General features: G+C 32.5%; 17 protein-coding genes. 5 read left to right on the top strand and 12 right to left on the bottom strand.

Features of this window, described 5'->3' with window-relative positions; all coding sequences use genetic code 11:
- Positions 1 to 41 precede the first annotated feature (41 nt).
- The 8 genes from HMPREF3154_RS07775 to HMPREF3154_RS07740 all read right to left on the bottom strand — a co-directional run bounded on the left by HMPREF3154_RS07775 (position 42) and on the right by HMPREF3154_RS07740 (position 6,889).
- On the bottom strand, positions 42 to 938 hold the full coding sequence (locus HMPREF3154_RS07775; RefSeq protein WP_030063479.1) for an ABC transporter substrate-binding protein: 897 nt from the start codon (positions 936 to 938) through the stop codon (positions 42 to 44).
- Positions 939 to 1,126: 188 nt separating this feature from the next.
- Entirely contained in the window at positions 1,127 to 1,627 is a 501-nt protein-coding gene (locus tag HMPREF3154_RS07770; protein WP_030063481.1) for a DUF805 domain-containing protein, read from the bottom strand.
- Positions 1,628 to 1,660: 33 nt separating this feature from the next.
- A complete protein-coding gene (locus tag HMPREF3154_RS07765; RefSeq protein WP_030063483.1) occupies positions 1,661 to 2,161 on the bottom strand; it encodes a DUF805 domain-containing protein in 501 nt (166 codons plus the stop codon).
- Positions 2,162 to 2,357: 196 nt separating this feature from the next.
- Positions 2,358 to 3,113: a MerR family transcriptional regulator gene (locus HMPREF3154_RS07760; protein ID WP_030063486.1), complete on the bottom strand. Its 756-nt coding sequence runs from the start codon at positions 3,111 to 3,113 to the stop codon at positions 2,358 to 2,360.
- Between the two features lie 54 nt (positions 3,114 to 3,167).
- On the bottom strand, positions 3,168 to 3,803 hold the full coding sequence (locus HMPREF3154_RS07755) for an endonuclease III domain-containing protein (protein ID WP_030063488.1): 636 nt from the start codon (positions 3,801 to 3,803) through the stop codon (positions 3,168 to 3,170).
- Between the two features lie 92 nt (positions 3,804 to 3,895).
- On the bottom strand, positions 3,896 to 5,557 hold the full coding sequence (argS, locus tag HMPREF3154_RS07750) for an arginine--tRNA ligase (RefSeq protein ID WP_030063490.1): 1,662 nt from the start codon (positions 5,555 to 5,557) through the stop codon (positions 3,896 to 3,898).
- Positions 5,554 to 5,970 (bottom strand): YwiB family protein, encoded by a 417-nt coding sequence (locus tag HMPREF3154_RS07745; RefSeq protein ID WP_002433342.1) that lies wholly within the window; start codon positions 5,968 to 5,970, stop codon positions 5,554 to 5,556. Before HMPREF3154_RS07745 ends, argS begins: the two co-directional genes overlap by 4 nt.
- 397 nt (positions 5,971 to 6,367) lie before the next feature.
- Positions 6,368 to 6,889 carry a VOC family protein gene (locus HMPREF3154_RS07740; RefSeq protein ID WP_030063493.1) on the bottom strand — a complete coding sequence of 174 codons (522 nt, stop codon included), beginning with the start codon at positions 6,887 to 6,889 and terminating at the stop codon, positions 6,368 to 6,370.
- 217 nt (positions 6,890 to 7,106) lie between these two features.
- Here HMPREF3154_RS07740 and larA point away from each other — a divergent pair, with 217 nt between their 5' ends.
- The 5 genes from larA to HMPREF3154_RS07715 are packed head-to-tail and all read left to right on the top strand — an operon-like array spanning position 7,107 to position 11,616.
- Positions 7,107 to 8,375 (top strand): nickel-dependent lactate racemase, encoded by a 1,269-nt coding sequence (gene larA, locus HMPREF3154_RS07735; RefSeq protein ID WP_030063495.1) that lies wholly within the window; start codon positions 7,107 to 7,109, stop codon positions 8,373 to 8,375.
- A gap of 18 nt (positions 8,376 to 8,393) precedes the next feature.
- On the top strand, positions 8,394 to 9,230 hold the full coding sequence (larE, locus tag HMPREF3154_RS07730) for an ATP-dependent sacrificial sulfur transferase LarE (protein WP_023350735.1): 837 nt from the start codon (positions 8,394 to 8,396) through the stop codon (positions 9,228 to 9,230).
- A 3-nt stretch (positions 9,231 to 9,233) separates the two neighbouring features.
- Positions 9,234 to 9,992 carry a nickel pincer cofactor biosynthesis protein LarB gene (larB, locus tag HMPREF3154_RS07725; RefSeq protein ID WP_030063498.1) on the top strand — a complete coding sequence of 253 codons (759 nt, stop codon included), beginning with the start codon at positions 9,234 to 9,236 and terminating at the stop codon, positions 9,990 to 9,992.
- Between the two features lie 14 nt (positions 9,993 to 10,006).
- Positions 10,007 to 11,194, top strand: a complete 1,188-nt coding sequence (gene larC, locus HMPREF3154_RS07720) for a nickel pincer cofactor biosynthesis protein LarC (protein ID WP_030063500.1) — start codon at positions 10,007 to 10,009, stop codon at positions 11,192 to 11,194.
- 23 nt (positions 11,195 to 11,217) lie between these two features.
- Positions 11,218 to 11,616, top strand: a complete 399-nt coding sequence (locus tag HMPREF3154_RS07715) for a nuclear transport factor 2 family protein (protein ID WP_002433151.1) — start codon at positions 11,218 to 11,220, stop codon at positions 11,614 to 11,616.
- Between the two features lie 97 nt (positions 11,617 to 11,713).
- Here the strand turns inward: HMPREF3154_RS07715 and HMPREF3154_RS07710 are convergent, their stop codons facing one another.
- The 4 genes from HMPREF3154_RS07710 to HMPREF3154_RS07695 all read right to left on the bottom strand — a co-directional run bounded on the left by HMPREF3154_RS07710 (position 11,714) and on the right by HMPREF3154_RS07695 (position 14,985).
- Complete coding sequence (locus tag HMPREF3154_RS07710) at positions 11,714 to 12,220, bottom strand: YwhD family protein (RefSeq protein ID WP_023350739.1); 507 nt, start codon at positions 12,218 to 12,220, stop codon at positions 11,714 to 11,716.
- 83 nt (positions 12,221 to 12,303) lie between these two features.
- Complete coding sequence (locus tag HMPREF3154_RS07705) at positions 12,304 to 13,602, bottom strand: HD domain-containing protein (protein ID WP_002452531.1); 1,299 nt, start codon at positions 13,600 to 13,602, stop codon at positions 12,304 to 12,306.
- A gap of 117 nt (positions 13,603 to 13,719) precedes the next feature.
- Positions 13,720 to 14,196: a GNAT family N-acetyltransferase gene (locus HMPREF3154_RS07700; RefSeq protein ID WP_002433199.1), complete on the bottom strand. Its 477-nt coding sequence runs from the start codon at positions 14,194 to 14,196 to the stop codon at positions 13,720 to 13,722.
- 249 nt (positions 14,197 to 14,445) lie between these two features.
- The gene (locus HMPREF3154_RS07695) at positions 14,446 to 14,985 is read right to left on the bottom strand and encodes a flavodoxin family protein (protein WP_030063502.1); all 540 of its coding nucleotides are present in this window, start codon (positions 14,983 to 14,985) and stop codon (positions 14,446 to 14,448) included.
- Positions 14,986 to 14,991 lie beyond the last annotated feature (6 nt).

Here is a 14,991-nt window from a genome sequence, read left to right as displayed (position 1 = left end):
AAAAAAGTCAGTGTCTGAAAGACCACTGACTTTTTGAGCTATTATTTTTTATAAATGACATCCCTTAATTCTTTTAGGCCTTCATCAATTCGAGGACCTGGTCGAGAAATCTCGTCTCCATTAACTGATTCAATTCGTGTATTTTTAACAGCATTAATCTTATCGAAGCCACCACGTTTTTTAATCATTTTAATATAATCAGATTTTGATTTACCTTCAGTAGAAATTAATATATCTGGATTATGCTTAATGATGCTCTCTTTACTGACTGATTTCCAACCATTTATATCTGAGAAGCTATTCTTCGCGTCTAGTTGATTTAACATATCATCGAAGAATGTGCCTTTACCTGCTGTATAAATATCTGGTTTAGATGAAACTTCCATAAATATACTTTGCTTTTTATGATGTTTAGGAACAGAATTAACTACTTTATCAACGTTCTTTTTCGTTTCATCTACTAAATCTTGAGCTTGATGCTCACGTCCTGTAATTTTACCGATAGTTTTAAAGGTGTCATATGTTTCATTAATTGATTGGGCGTCTTTAACATAAACAACTTTAACCCCATCTTTTTTAAGTGAGTTTAATACTTTTCCTGAAGAACTTTTTTGGGACTCATGTGCTAAAATCAGATCTGGTTTAGCTTTGAGTAATTTTTCTTTATTCAAATTCATCGCATCAAATTGTTTTTTACCTTTTTTAACATCTTTAGGGTAATCATCAACCGTTGATACACCAACAATGTTATTCCCTAAACCAAGTCGATATAAGATTTCAGTATTACTTGGCATTAGAGAAACAATTCTATGGTATTTTACTTTATTATTCCCTTTTTTCGATGTTGAATTGCTATCTGATGATTGATTTGAGCCTTGACTACATGCTGCTAATGATAAAGCAAGCACGAGAATAACCATCCATAGTTTATTTCTCATTTATTGAGCATTCCCTTCTTATTCAGTAATATACATTCTTCGCTTCGTTATAATCATATCAAAATCGACAAAAATTTCATTAGAATTTTGAAATTTTAAATGATTATTTTTATTTGAATAATGTTTTAATTAAACATTTTCAAAAAAATAGTATCTTCGCCTTTTTAACGAAGATACTCAATTTCATATTATTCATAAATAGGTTTAGGATTCGGTCCATATTTATTGGAACCATCTTCACTATCAGCTACACAATATGCTAAAGCTACAAGTGCAGCGATGATGGAGATGATATAGTAAGTGATGAATAAACCACTTAAAATCATCACAAATACGTGATTATGATCTAGATGTGTATGGTTTATAACAGGTTCTATCACATTTTTTAAATAAGGTAGTAAGGTCAAAATTAAATAAAACACTGGGAATTTCTTAGTCATTCCGATATCATGAAATCTTCTTACAGATAATGAAAATGTTCCAATACATAGAATGAGTGAAATGACTTGATAAATAATTGATGAAATAATATGACCGTGAACCATAGAATTTTCTAAAAATTTTGTGCCATTTAAGACTATAACTTCAATAATAGCATTGATGAAAAAGGGCCACCAAAAATCACGTCTTCGAGAGCGACCTTCTAGTTTAAAATAATTTTGCCAAAATAGCTTATACGCTTTAATCATAATTAACCTCCATTAATTAAGACTTTTAACTAATTATTGTTCTTTTGGATTCGGGCCGTATTTGTTTGTACCTTTTTGGCTATCTTTGACGCAATACACCAGGCTCATAATACTAATTACTATTACTAATAAAGTAAACAGTATCGCGATAATACCTAATATAATATTTAAAACTTGATTATGTATTTCAAAAGATGAGTTTGCAGTACCATTGTCATACATTAACTCAACATAGTATCCATATAAACTAATAACAAAGAAAACACATGGTATGATCATTGTTTTACCTATGTCATGGAAGCGTCTAATTGAAACTGTGAACGTACCAATAAGGATAACTACATTGATGATAGTTGCGACTATATTATAAACAACATCACTATATGGAATTATGCGTGTAACCCCAAAAATCATAAGGCCTAGAATACTCGAAAGTATTATGTTAATTAACATCGGCCAGCAAAAATCGCGTCTTCTACTGCGACCTTTTAGTTTAAAGAAATTCAGCCAGAATAACTTATAGGCCTCGATCATCGTATCACCTCTAAAATATTTATAACTTTAGTTACTACAAAAATCATTATATAATTAATTAATCAAAATTAAAAATCAATATAAATTATAATATCTCCTATTCTATAGTTTTTAACTATAAAAAACGCCCTACTTTCTAAGTGGGCGTTAATCGTTACTCAGTAATAATAAAGATTAATATTTTTGAAAGAAACAATTAGTACGTTATATATTCATTTATGGCATTTGCAATATATCGATTTAGTCCTTTATAACGGTTTTTATTAATATTTTTAGCAAATCGTTCATCATCAACATATGTTGTTGCAATATAGGACATAAATTGTTTATCGCAGTTAGGAACTTGTAGCTTCAATATGTCTTCTAGTTTTTTTATTCTAGTGCTTGCCTCCTTAATCGAGACATCTTTAGAAAATAAATCACTCATCTCATCGAAAAATGTATTTAATTCAACATTAATCTTTTTATAGTTCTCTTTTTTCTCAGAATCATTCATATCTTGTTGTTGTTCCTCATAAGATTGATAGTACTTAGTATCACCATACTTCAAAACCGCTTCATTTTCATATTGTTGATATAAATCAAATTCTTTCATATTCGTCACCTCAATTTCTTCATTGCTCTCTTGTTTAAAATGGTAGTCAAGATGTTCAATGATTACATTCAACTTATCTCTTTTCTTAATTACATCATCGTAATTCTTACGCAACACTTCGTTTTTAGTATTTATATCACTTTTAAAATAATCATTAATTTCTTTTAATGTTAAATCAAGCTCCCTTAAAAATAAGATATATTGCAGTTTAGAAATATCTTCTACACTATAAAGACGATAACCATTGTCTTCAATATGATGAGGGATTAATAATTCTATATCGTGATAATAATGAAGTGTACGTAAACTCACTCCTGTAATGTCACAAAGATCTTTAGGACTAAAATACGCTTTCATATCTTCACCTCCTAAGCTGAAGTATGAGGTATGACGTTACGTAAAGGTCAATGTTTAATTTTCAAAAAATGAATCTAAAAATGTATAACGATGTTCTCCTTTACCGTTAAAATAATTTTTACCAAAATTATCGAGCAAAGCATGGAATTCATTCGCATCTTGGTTAGTGAAATTAGAAGGTAATTGAATGGTCTTCTTAAACTTATCGTAGGTTTCAGTCTGAGTATAGCCTAACTTAGCATATATACGGCGAGTATAACTGTCTGGAATAAATTCTATCCCTTTAAAAATATATACAATTAAAACATCTGCCGTTTCACTTCCAATACCACGAATATTTAATAATTCCTTTCTTAAATTATCACCATAGTATTGTGCGATATCTTTGTAATTAAAGTCATGTTGATTTAACCAATTCATTAAAGCGTGAATCGCTTTACCTTTATTTTTATAGAAACCGCTCGAACGAATCGTTTGTTGCAAATCTTCGAGTGACATATTTAATATCTTTTTACCATTGAATTGCGTCTCTTCTTTGAGACGTGTTAATGCCATATCTGCATTTTTCCAATTAGTATTTTGAACAAGTATAGCCCCTAGCATCATCTCAATAGGACTTTGAGCTGGCCACCAATGTTGTGCACCCATATTTTTATATAGAATTCGATACAGTTCCATTGTAGATAGCATGTTTACACTCCAATTCTTTATAAAATTAATACCCTCACAAATATAGATTTATGAGGGCATAAGACTGTTTATTTAATTAAATATGTTTTGAATTACATAGACTCAGGTGCTGTAACGCCAACAAGTGTTAAAGCATTGTGTAATGTAATTCTTACTGCTTCAATCATAGCTACTAATGCTTTAGTCTTTTCAATATCATCAGTTAAAACTTTCTCGGCGTTATAGAATTTATGGAAAGCTGCAGCTAAATCTTGAATATAATTTGTTAAACGATGAGGCGCACGATGTTCTGCTGCGCTCTCAATTGTTGTTTCGAATTCAGCAACTTTCTTTAATAAGTCTATTGCTTTTTCATTAGTAATTGTATCGAAATTAGCATTTGTTGTGATATCAACACCTTGCTCTTTCGCTTGTCTTAGTATTGAACAAATACGTGCATGAGCATACTGAGCATAATAAATTGGGTTATCTTGTGATTGCTCCTTGGCAAGTTCAAGATCAAAATCAAAATGAGAGTCAGGACTACGCATTGTTAAGAAGTAACGCGCTGCATCAATGCCTACTTCATCCATAATTTCACGTAAAGTAATCGCATTGCCTGTACGTTTACTCATTTTCACTTCTTCACCATTTTGCATTAAACGCACCATTTGCATAATTTGAATTTCAAGACGATCACTATCTACACCAAATGTTTCAAGACTTGCTTTAAGACGATTTATATAACCGTGATGGTCAGCACCCATTAAATCAATTAAGATATCATTTCCACGAGTAATTTTGTTGTAATGGTATGCTGTATCAGGTGTAAAGTAAGTGTAGTTACCATCCTTTTTAATTAATACACGGTCTTTATCATCTTTAAAATCACTTGTACGTAACCATGTTGCACCATCAGCTTCATATGTGTAACCTAATTCTTTCATTTTAGCTAATGTGTTATCGATTGCACCATTTTCATATAAAGACGTTTCACTGAACCAGTTATCAAAATGTACATTAAAATCAGCTAAGTCTCTCTTTAACTTATCCATTTCATAATCTACACCTAATTGTCTAAATGTTTTTAGGCGTTCTTCATCTGAATAATCCTTGATTTCTGGATGCTTATTAGCCAAATCTTTACCAATTTCAATAATGTCTTTACCATTATATCCATCTTCTGGCATTTCATGGCTTGTATCACCTAGAGCTTCAAAATAACGTGTCTCTATTGAACGAGCTAAATTAGTAATTTGATTCCCTGCATCGTTAATATAGTATTCACGAGTGACATTGTACCCTGCGGCGATTAGAATATTGGCTAATGAATCACCTACAGCAGCATTTCTAGCATGACCAATGTGTAAATCACCAGTTGGATTTGCAGACACATATTCTAATAAAATGTTTGTATTTTTAGATTGATCTGCATAGCCAAATTGATCGCCTTTATTAATCGCTTCTGGAATAATTTGAGTAAGATATTGATTATCTAAATAAAAGTTAATAAAACCTGGGCCTGCAATATCAATTTCTTTAACGTGTGCTTTACTTGTATCAAGATTATCTACAATCGCTTGTGCTATTTCACGTGGATTACGTTTAGCAATTTTAGTTAATACCATCGCAATATTAGATGAGTAATCACCATTTTTAGTATCTTTAGGTATTTCAATTTTTATTTCGGGAATATCTTCAGCTAATCCCGCTTTTTTGATACTAGCTTCAATTTCTTCAATTAATGTCTGTTTCACTTGATCGATAATATTCATTCGCTTATCTCCTTATAATTTAGTTCGTATTGATAAGAACCCATCTTTTCTTCATTTTGATATAGTTCATAGTGAATTTTCAATTTCCCACCATTTGGCGTTACAAAGTGTAAAATACTCAGTGTTTTCACTGTTAAAGGTATCCGTCCTGCGGGTATATCATATAAAGTTGTCGTTTCTTCCCCTTCAACGAAATGTAGATTCATATTGATATCGCCTTTACGAATCAACTTAACTCCGCTATCTTCAATTTTTATTGTAACATTGACTTTTGCTTCTTCAATTTCTTCTGTATACCGGATAAATTCTGCTCGTCGTTTCTGCCAAGCACCTTTTGTAGTAAACTCAAATTTTTGTTTTTCATCATTCTGTTTCAAAACCTGTTTAGTTTGAATATTTATGTTTTTATCCAATTTACTACTCACCTTAATCTTTACAATAATACATGTAATTATAGCATAAAAACACTATCGCTTGCAGTACGCTCCTACTTTCTACGTATCGACTTATTTTGTCTAAAAATTAAAAAATCGTCTCCATATCTTATCGATATGAACACGATTTTACATAGGTTATCATTAGAATTACTTGTTGAATTCAACATCAACGATATCCATGATATATTTATCTCGAATAGAACAATACTTTTTGAAATATACGATGCCGAATACAATTGTTGCAATGATGAATACATATTTTTTCATCTAACTACCTCATATTTCATAATTTTTGATGTACATCATCCTTTATTATATCATCTTCTTTTAAAATTGGTCACAACTATTGAATAAATATATAGTTTCTCATATTTTACTCACCAGGAATAAATACATTTGCTTCACTATCATTTGGATAATAATAACCATTCGGAATGGATTGTAACTCAATTAAAGCGTTAAACGGTGCCTTAACATAAACACTCTTACTTCCTTCAGAATCCTCGTAAGTTGAATTACCATGTGTTTCAGATAATGGTTCTGCACCAGCACGTTTAACATTTTCTAATACGTCCTCAATATGATCGACCATTAATGAAATATGATTAAAGCCTAAATCTTCTAGTTTGAGTGGTTCTTTTTGATTATTACTTTCTATTTCAAACATTTCTATATTAGCTCCCTCACCAATCACTATCATTCTTTGACGAACGATTTTTGCTCCTTTTGAAAGACCTAACATGCGTTCAACTTCTTCTCCTTCACGAGGTTGGTCATTATATGAAAGAGCATCATACGCTATTTTAGCGTCAAACGCCTCTTTTAAGAACGTTGTTGCCTCCTCAATATCTAATACTGTTAAACCAATATGATTAATTCCCTTAATATGATTCATTGAACATCTCCCTTTCATTATTTTAAAGATGTTTACCCTAAATTTTAGATTTAAATATTTCACATCACTAATTTTGAATAAAGCTATTTATTTTCATAAATTAAAATATTCTAAAAATTGTGCTACAATTTACATATAATAATTGCATTGCAACACTTTATTAAGAGTTTACATTTAATAGTAATTTATAATATTTAAATAAACGGAGGGAATGTTAGTGAAGACAGATGTGCTCTACGGCAAGTCTGAAATTAGTGTCAATGTACCTGATGATAGCACTATTATAGAACCTCAAAATATTGACGCTATTGAAGATTATAAAACAGCCATTAAAGACGTTTTAAGACATCCAACCAACTCAAAACCTCTTAAAGAAATGGTTAAAAGTGATGACATCGTATCTATAGTAATTAGTGATATCACTCGCCCGACACCAAACCATATTCTTGTACCTTTACTAATTGAGGAATTGAACCATGTGCCACTTGAAAATTTCGTAATTATTAATGGTACAGGAACACATCGTGACCAAACGCGCGATGAGCTTATTCAAATGTTAGGTGAAGATATTGTGGATACAGTTAAAATTGTCCATAACCACTGTACTGAAGCAGATAGTCTTATCAAAGTTGGGGAGAGTAAATATGGTTGTGATGCATATCTCAATAAAGACTATGTTGAGTCAGATTTCAAAATCGTCACTGGTTTCATTGAACCTCATTTCTTTGCAGGATTTTCAGGCGGTCCAAAAGGTATTATGCCAGGTATCGCTGGATTAGAAACTATTCAAACTTTCCATAATGCAAAGATGATTGGCGACCCTCGTTCTACATGGGGAAATTTAGAAGATAACCCTGTTCAGGATATGGCTAGAGAAGTGAACCGTATGTGTAAGCCAGACTTCATGTTAAATGTGGCTTTAAACAAAAGTAAGGAAATTACGGCTGCATTCGCTGGAGAAGTTTTTGAAGCACATAAAGAAGGATGTGCTTATGTTAAAGAACACGCGATGTTTAAATGCCATCAACGTTTTGATGTCGTCATCGCTTCTAATTCAGGTTATCCTTTAGATCAAAACTTGTATCAGACTGTTAAAGGTATGAGTGCTGCTAGTAAAATCGTCAAAGAAGACGGAAATATTATTATGGTCTCCGAATGTGCAGATGGCTTTCCAGATCATGGTAAATTTGCTGAAATCTTTAAAATGGCTGACACCCCTCAGGGAATTCTAGAGCTTATCCATGATCCTAATTTTAAAGAGATGGATCAATGGCAAGTTCAAAAACAAGCGAGCATTCAGACCTTTGCCAATGTTTATGTCTACTCAGAATTAACAGATCAACAATTGAAAGATTCAATGTTGAATCCAACTTCAAATATTGAACAAACGCTTCATGAGTTAGAAGAACAATATGGACGTAAATTATCAATTGGTGTCATGCCACAAGGACCACTAACCATTCCATATGTTGAAAATGAAGAATAATTTGGGAGGATGATGAGAATGACTGAATTATTAAATAAAGAAATGAAATTAAATCACTTACTTAAAGAAATGCAAAGTGTTGTCATTGCATATTCAGGTGGTGTAGATAGCAGTTTAGTACTTAAAAAAGCGATTGATGTTTTAGGTGTTAAAAATGTTAAACCTGTGGTTGTAAAATCAGAACTTTTCAGAAACGAAGAATTTAACCAAGCGATTGAATTAGGTCGAAGCCTAGGTGTAGAAGTATTAGAGACTGAAATGGCTGAACTTGAGGACGATAATATCGTTAAGAATACACCCGAAAGCTGGTATTTCAGTAAACGACTTCTTTATGGAAAACTTAATGAAATCAAAGAGGAATTCAACTTTAATTATATCTTAGATGGCATGATTATGGACGATCTCAAGGATTTCCGTCCAGGCTTAAAAGCTAGAGATGAATTTGGAGTACGTAGTGTACTTCAAGAAGCACATCTCTATAAATCAGAAATTAGAGAATTAAGTAAACAACATGATTTACCTGTATGGAATAAACCGGCTCTATGTAGTTTAGCTTCACGAATCCCTTATGGTGAAACGTTAAGCTTTGCTAAAGTAAACAAAGTCAACGAAGCAGAGAAATACATTCTACAATTAGGAATCAATCATGTCCGTGTACGCTACCACCATAATATCGCTCGTATCGAAGTGGTTGAAGATGATTTAGCTACTGTAATAAAAAATAGAGACAATATCACTTTACGCTTAAAAGAACTTGGTTTCGACTATGTCACTGTAGATTTAGAAGGATACAGAACAGGCAGTATGAACGAAGTCATTGATACAAAAGCAACTAATTTAGTACAAGGAAGTTAACACATGAGTAAAGATCCAAACTTTATAGTTGACTTACTTGAAGGTGTAAAATCAAATCAAATTTCTATAGATGAAGCTAAAGCCCAACTCAGTCACTATGACGAATTGGGCTTTGCTAAAATTGATTTACATCGAGCAAAGCGACAAGGCTTTCCCGAAGTCATCTTCGGTGAAGGTAAAACTAAAGAACAAATTAATCAAATTATTGAAAGCCTTACTCATCACGACAATGTGATTTTAGTGACGCGTATTGATGAAACAAAGGCAAAGTTTGTACTCGAACATCACCCCTATCTTCAATATCACTCAGTAGCTAATATTGTGAGTACTCCGATAGAAGAAATTAAAAAATCACAAAATTATATTTCTATCCTTTGTGCTGGAACCTCGGACTTAGCAGTAGCCGAAGAAGCTGCTTTAACTGCGGAAGTAATGGGAATTCAAGTTAAACGCTTCTATGACGTTGGTGTGTCTGGCATTCATCGACTATTTAATCACATCCATGTGATACGCCAAGGTAAGGTATCCGTGGTCATTGCTGGAATGGAAGGAGCCTTGGCAAGTGTTGTAGGAGGACTTGTCGATCATCCCATCTATGCCGTCCCTACCAGCGTTGGCTATGGTGCAAATTTAGACGGCGTCACTACACTACTTTCCATGATTAACGCATGTGCACCTGGTACCAGTGTACTCAATATTGATAATGGCTTTGGTGGAGGATATAACGCTGGAATGATAGTGAAGATGATAGAAAATAACTAGAATGGAGCATCAATATGGCAAATGCAATTTACTTAGATTGTCATGCAGGCATAGCCGGTGACATGCTATTGTCAGCTTTAGTCGATTTAGGGGCTGACCCACATAAAATTGAAAGCGAACTTAAAACGTTACCATTAGATAATTTTGAACTTCATTTTCAGAAGAAGGTAAAACAAGGCATACATGCAATGACCTTAAACATTGATTTCGATGAACCACACCATCACCGTCACGCGTCAGATATCTTTAAAATGATTGATGACAGCGCACTTTCACCACGTGTTAAAGCTCGAAGTAAAAGTATATTTGAAGTGATTGGTCACGCAGAAGCTAAAATTCATGGTATGTCATTTAAAAACGTCCACTTTCATGAAGTGGGGGCAATGGACTCTATTATCGATATTATTGGTGGATGTATTGCTTTAGAATTATTAAATATTGACGAATTATATTGCTCGCCTATTCCTACAGGTAATGGCAAAATCAATATCGCCCATGGTATCTACCCCGTACCAGCACCTGCCACTGCTGAGATACTTAAAGACGTTCCATTAGCTAAATTTGATGTTCAAAGTGAGTTAACGACGCCAACTGGTGCGGCCTTTGCGAAAAGTTTAGTATCATCATTTGGCCCATTCCCATCTGCTACGATGAAAGAAATTGGGTATGGCGCAGGGAGTAAAGACTTTGACTTCCCTAATGTGTTAAGAGTTATTCAATTTGAAACTCAATCAAAAAAGCAAGATGACGTCCAAGTTATCGAATGCCAAATTGATGATATGTCACCTGAATCATTAGGACACTTCATGGATATAGCACTCGAACATGGTGCACTAGATATTTACTACACTCCAATATTTATGAAAAAAGGACGTCCAAGTACGCAATTAACCTTAATCTGTAAAACTGAGAACGCAGCTAAATTTGAAACTTTAATCTTACAAGAAACATCTTCTCTCGGAGTTCGTAGTTACGCAGTTCGTAGAAATATACTAGATCGAGAATTTAGAGACATTGATACCGACTACGGGAATATTTCTGTGAAATTCGCTTTGCAAGAGGGTGAAATTTTAAAAATGAAACCCGAATATGAAGATGTAAAACAAGTTGCTAAAAGATTTGAAAGACCATTTCATGTCATTCATAATGAAATTATAGAAGCTTTGTATCACACATATCAAATTGGTGAAGAATTAAAATAATTACTTTATAGAGGAGATAAGTGATGAATAGAGATGATTTAAAATCTACAATAGAAAAGCTTTATACTGATATTTTAATCAATCTTGATGTTAATAAAATTGATACGTACTTTGCCCCTTCTTATGTTCAAACCACAGATCATCAAACGTCTGATATTAATGAGTTCACAGATCATCTTAAGAAACTGAAAGAAGTTGTGGCTCGTCTTTCTATTGAAGAATTTAAAACCATGCTCATAGATGAGTCTCAAAACACGATTTTTTTACGCTATGATGTTCATGTAGAAAAGAAAAATGGAGATAAAGGTAAAGTAGAAGTTTATGCAGAATTTGTCTTTAATGAAGATGGTAAAGTCATCACATGCAAAGAATTAACATTGCCTTATAATGAAGAACTTAACGGAATTGGCAGTGTGAAATAATACTATAAGAGCCTTTAAATGAATTTAGCAAACATTCATTTAAAGGCTTAGATTTTATTCGGATATATTTATTACAAAATGAATATATTTTTAATAGTTATTCAAATGCTTGATATAATTCGTCGCTAGAATTATTCCACATGTCTTCGTTATGATCTTTTAAGAATTTTTTTAAGATTTTCTTATTTTCATCACCAATTTGATCGATAATAAATTGATGTTTCATAGATTTATCCATCATATTTACATGTTCAGGCATACTCTTATAGCCACGACGGATACTTCTATTCACTAATAAGTAACAAGCTGTGACACCTGCATAGTACGGTCCTTGTTCACTACGTTCTGTAGTCACCCAACACAACCAATATTCTTTAGCTTCGTCGCCTTCAACTTGCTCTTTATCATTAATCCATTTAACACCTTTTTCAACTTTTGCACGTGCATGCATCCCGCCAATATCAATAAAAGCTTCTTTATTTTCAACATCTATAAAAACAGGTGCAATATTATCTAAACTAATTGACCCGATATTCGTTCCTTTATGTCCATCTAGTGGGTCATTTTTTATAATATTAAAATTAAAACCTTTTTTCTCAGCCAAGTTAGATACCTCCCATTCTGAAAATCATTGATTCAATGATGATATTTTCAATCTTATCTAATAGGTACAATGAGTGTAAAGCTCTAATTAAGTTCATTCAATAAATTAATAATAGCACCTTTAATTTCAAGATTATCTATATTTAGAATCAGTTCCTTAGGATAATATAATTTATGGTCTTCACGATTAATACCAGTAATACTATTAATTACCATAGATTGATGACTTATTTCTGTAATAGAACCATTACTTCTTAATAAATGGATCGGTTTACGATTAGATCCAGGGCGATCGTAATCATAAGGTAAATCTGAGAAAGCTTCACTTACAAAGTAATAGTCAGGGTTGATACCACCTGCTTCAAATAATTCTTGTAATTCTGAAATAGTAATTATTGAACCATCAAACGGGATATATTTGAATAAATCTCTATTTATAAAACGACGTGACAAGTCACTGAGTATAGGATCATCTTCATTAATCCATTTTTTCAAGTAATATAGTACAACCGCTTCATCTAACTCAACATACTGTTCAATTGTCATTGTCCCTTCGAAGAATGGTACAAAGTCATGGGGATACATTCTAAATTCATAGCCTTCACTATAAAGTTGCTTCGCGCGTTGTAAACAATTATTTAGTAAAACTTCTCCCCCACGACTTACAGGGTGAAAATAGATTTGCCAATACATTTGGTAACGACTCATAATAAAATTCTCAACCGCGTGCATACCACTCTCTTTAATCAATACTTCATCTTTTGAAGGACGCATTAATCTTAAAATACGTTCCATATCAAACGAACCATAAGTCACACCTGTGAAATACGCATCACGTTGTAAGTAGTCCATACGATCAGCATCAATTTGAGAAGATATCATTGATATAATTAGTTTATTATCATGTGTTTTATTAATAACATCTGCAACTTCTTGTGGGAATGTTTCAGAAACGCGACTAAGCACTTCATTGACTTCCGTGTCTTCAGTGATTATAGCTTGAGTAAATGCTTCATGATCAGTATTAAATATCTTTTCAAAACTATGAGAGAAAGGGCCATGGCCTAAATCATGTAGCAACGCTGCGCACAGTGCAAGTGGACGGTCTGTATTATCCCAGGCCTCTCTACCTATAAAAGACTCGTCAATCATTCGACGAACGATTTCATATACACCTAATGAATGCCCAAAGCGACTATGTTCTGCAGTATGAAACGATAAATATAAGGTACCAAGTTGTTTGATACGTCTTAAACGTTGAAATTCTTTAGTTTTAATTAAATCCCAAATCAACTGATCTTTAACATGTATGTATCGATGAATAGGATCTTTAAATACCTTTTCTTCAGTTAGTTTACTTGTTGCATATGATGATAGTGCCATACTTCCCCTCCTTAGGAACACTAGAATGACGTTCATAGTGCTTTTTTGTTTGAGTATTACCCCGGAAATAATTTAACTCCATTAATAAACTAGTTTTGATGCATATCGTTTATGATATTAAAAGGTCTTTTTCATTAGAGCTAAGTCCATCGTCTCTCCATACATTTCAGGTTGATAAGAACGAACGATTTCAAAGCCATTTTCCTTATAATAATCAATACCATGGTTATTCTTATTATCTACTTCTAAATAAACGGTATCATATCTATCTTTAAATTGATTTAAACCTTCTTTAAGTAAACTTGTACCATAACCTTTATGTTGAGATTGTGGTCTCACATAATGTGCAGCGAGATATAATTCCTCGCCATAAATGAAATTTGCAAAACCTATAATCTCATCATCTTCTTCCGCCACTAAAAAGAGTTGTTCTTTTAATCTCTTCTTCAAATGAGTTTCATTATATGAAGCAGCCAACAATTCATTGACTGTAGAAGCTGCATAAATATTTAAATATGTATTATACCAAGCTTTAGTAGCAACATCTCTAATAGCTACTACATCATTCTCAGTTGCTTGTCTCACTCTATACATGTTACTTTCTCCCCTAACTATTACAAGCTATTAATAAAGGCATTATATCACATTTATGTTAACTTAATTCAATTTAAACATTTAAAAACCCTATATAAAAATTATTTTGAAACTATTAAAATCCAAACTGGAAAATTAATAAAATTTCGATAAATAGAATTAAACGAAACTACTAACTCACAAAAAATAAAAAACAACGAAAGATAACATTAAAATTTAAAATGTTTCTTCCGTTGAATTGTCATAATCTTATTTACCTAGTTCTTCATTCCATTCTCGTGCACGATCTAAAGCATATATATCTTTTTTAATATCTCCAGGCTTTTCAGCAGTTCCAATAATATAACCTTTCAACTCTCCGCCCAAAAACTCTACACTATATTTCATCTGAGTAATACATGGTTTAGCTTTGACTTTAGGACAATCGCCACCTACTAAAATTAATCGAAAATCCTTTATAGCCATCTTAGATTTGAAATCATGATAATCTTTGTCTTCCATAGTCTCAGACCAATGATCTATAAATGCCTTCAAAGAAGCCGAAATACTATACCAATATACTGGCGACGCAAATATCACTGTATCACTCTCTAATACTAAATCAATAAGTTGTTTATAATCGTCTTCATACGATTCAATATAGTAATCTTCATGTCTCACATCACGAACAGGATTAAATTGATATTGAGTGACATCCACCCAAGTGTAATCTAAACCATCTAAAGTATATCGGGTTAATTCTGCCGTATTCCCTTCAGGACGGCTCCCACCAAACAACACCGTAATCATTATTCA

The organism is Staphylococcus sp. HMSC06C11 (assembly GCF_001808345.1).
In the GTDB taxonomy this organism is placed as follows: Bacteria; Bacillota; Bacilli; order Staphylococcales; family Staphylococcaceae; genus Staphylococcus; species Staphylococcus capitis.
The sequence above is the reverse complement of the archived record's forward strand: the minus strand, read 5'-3'. Positions and strand labels throughout refer to the sequence as shown.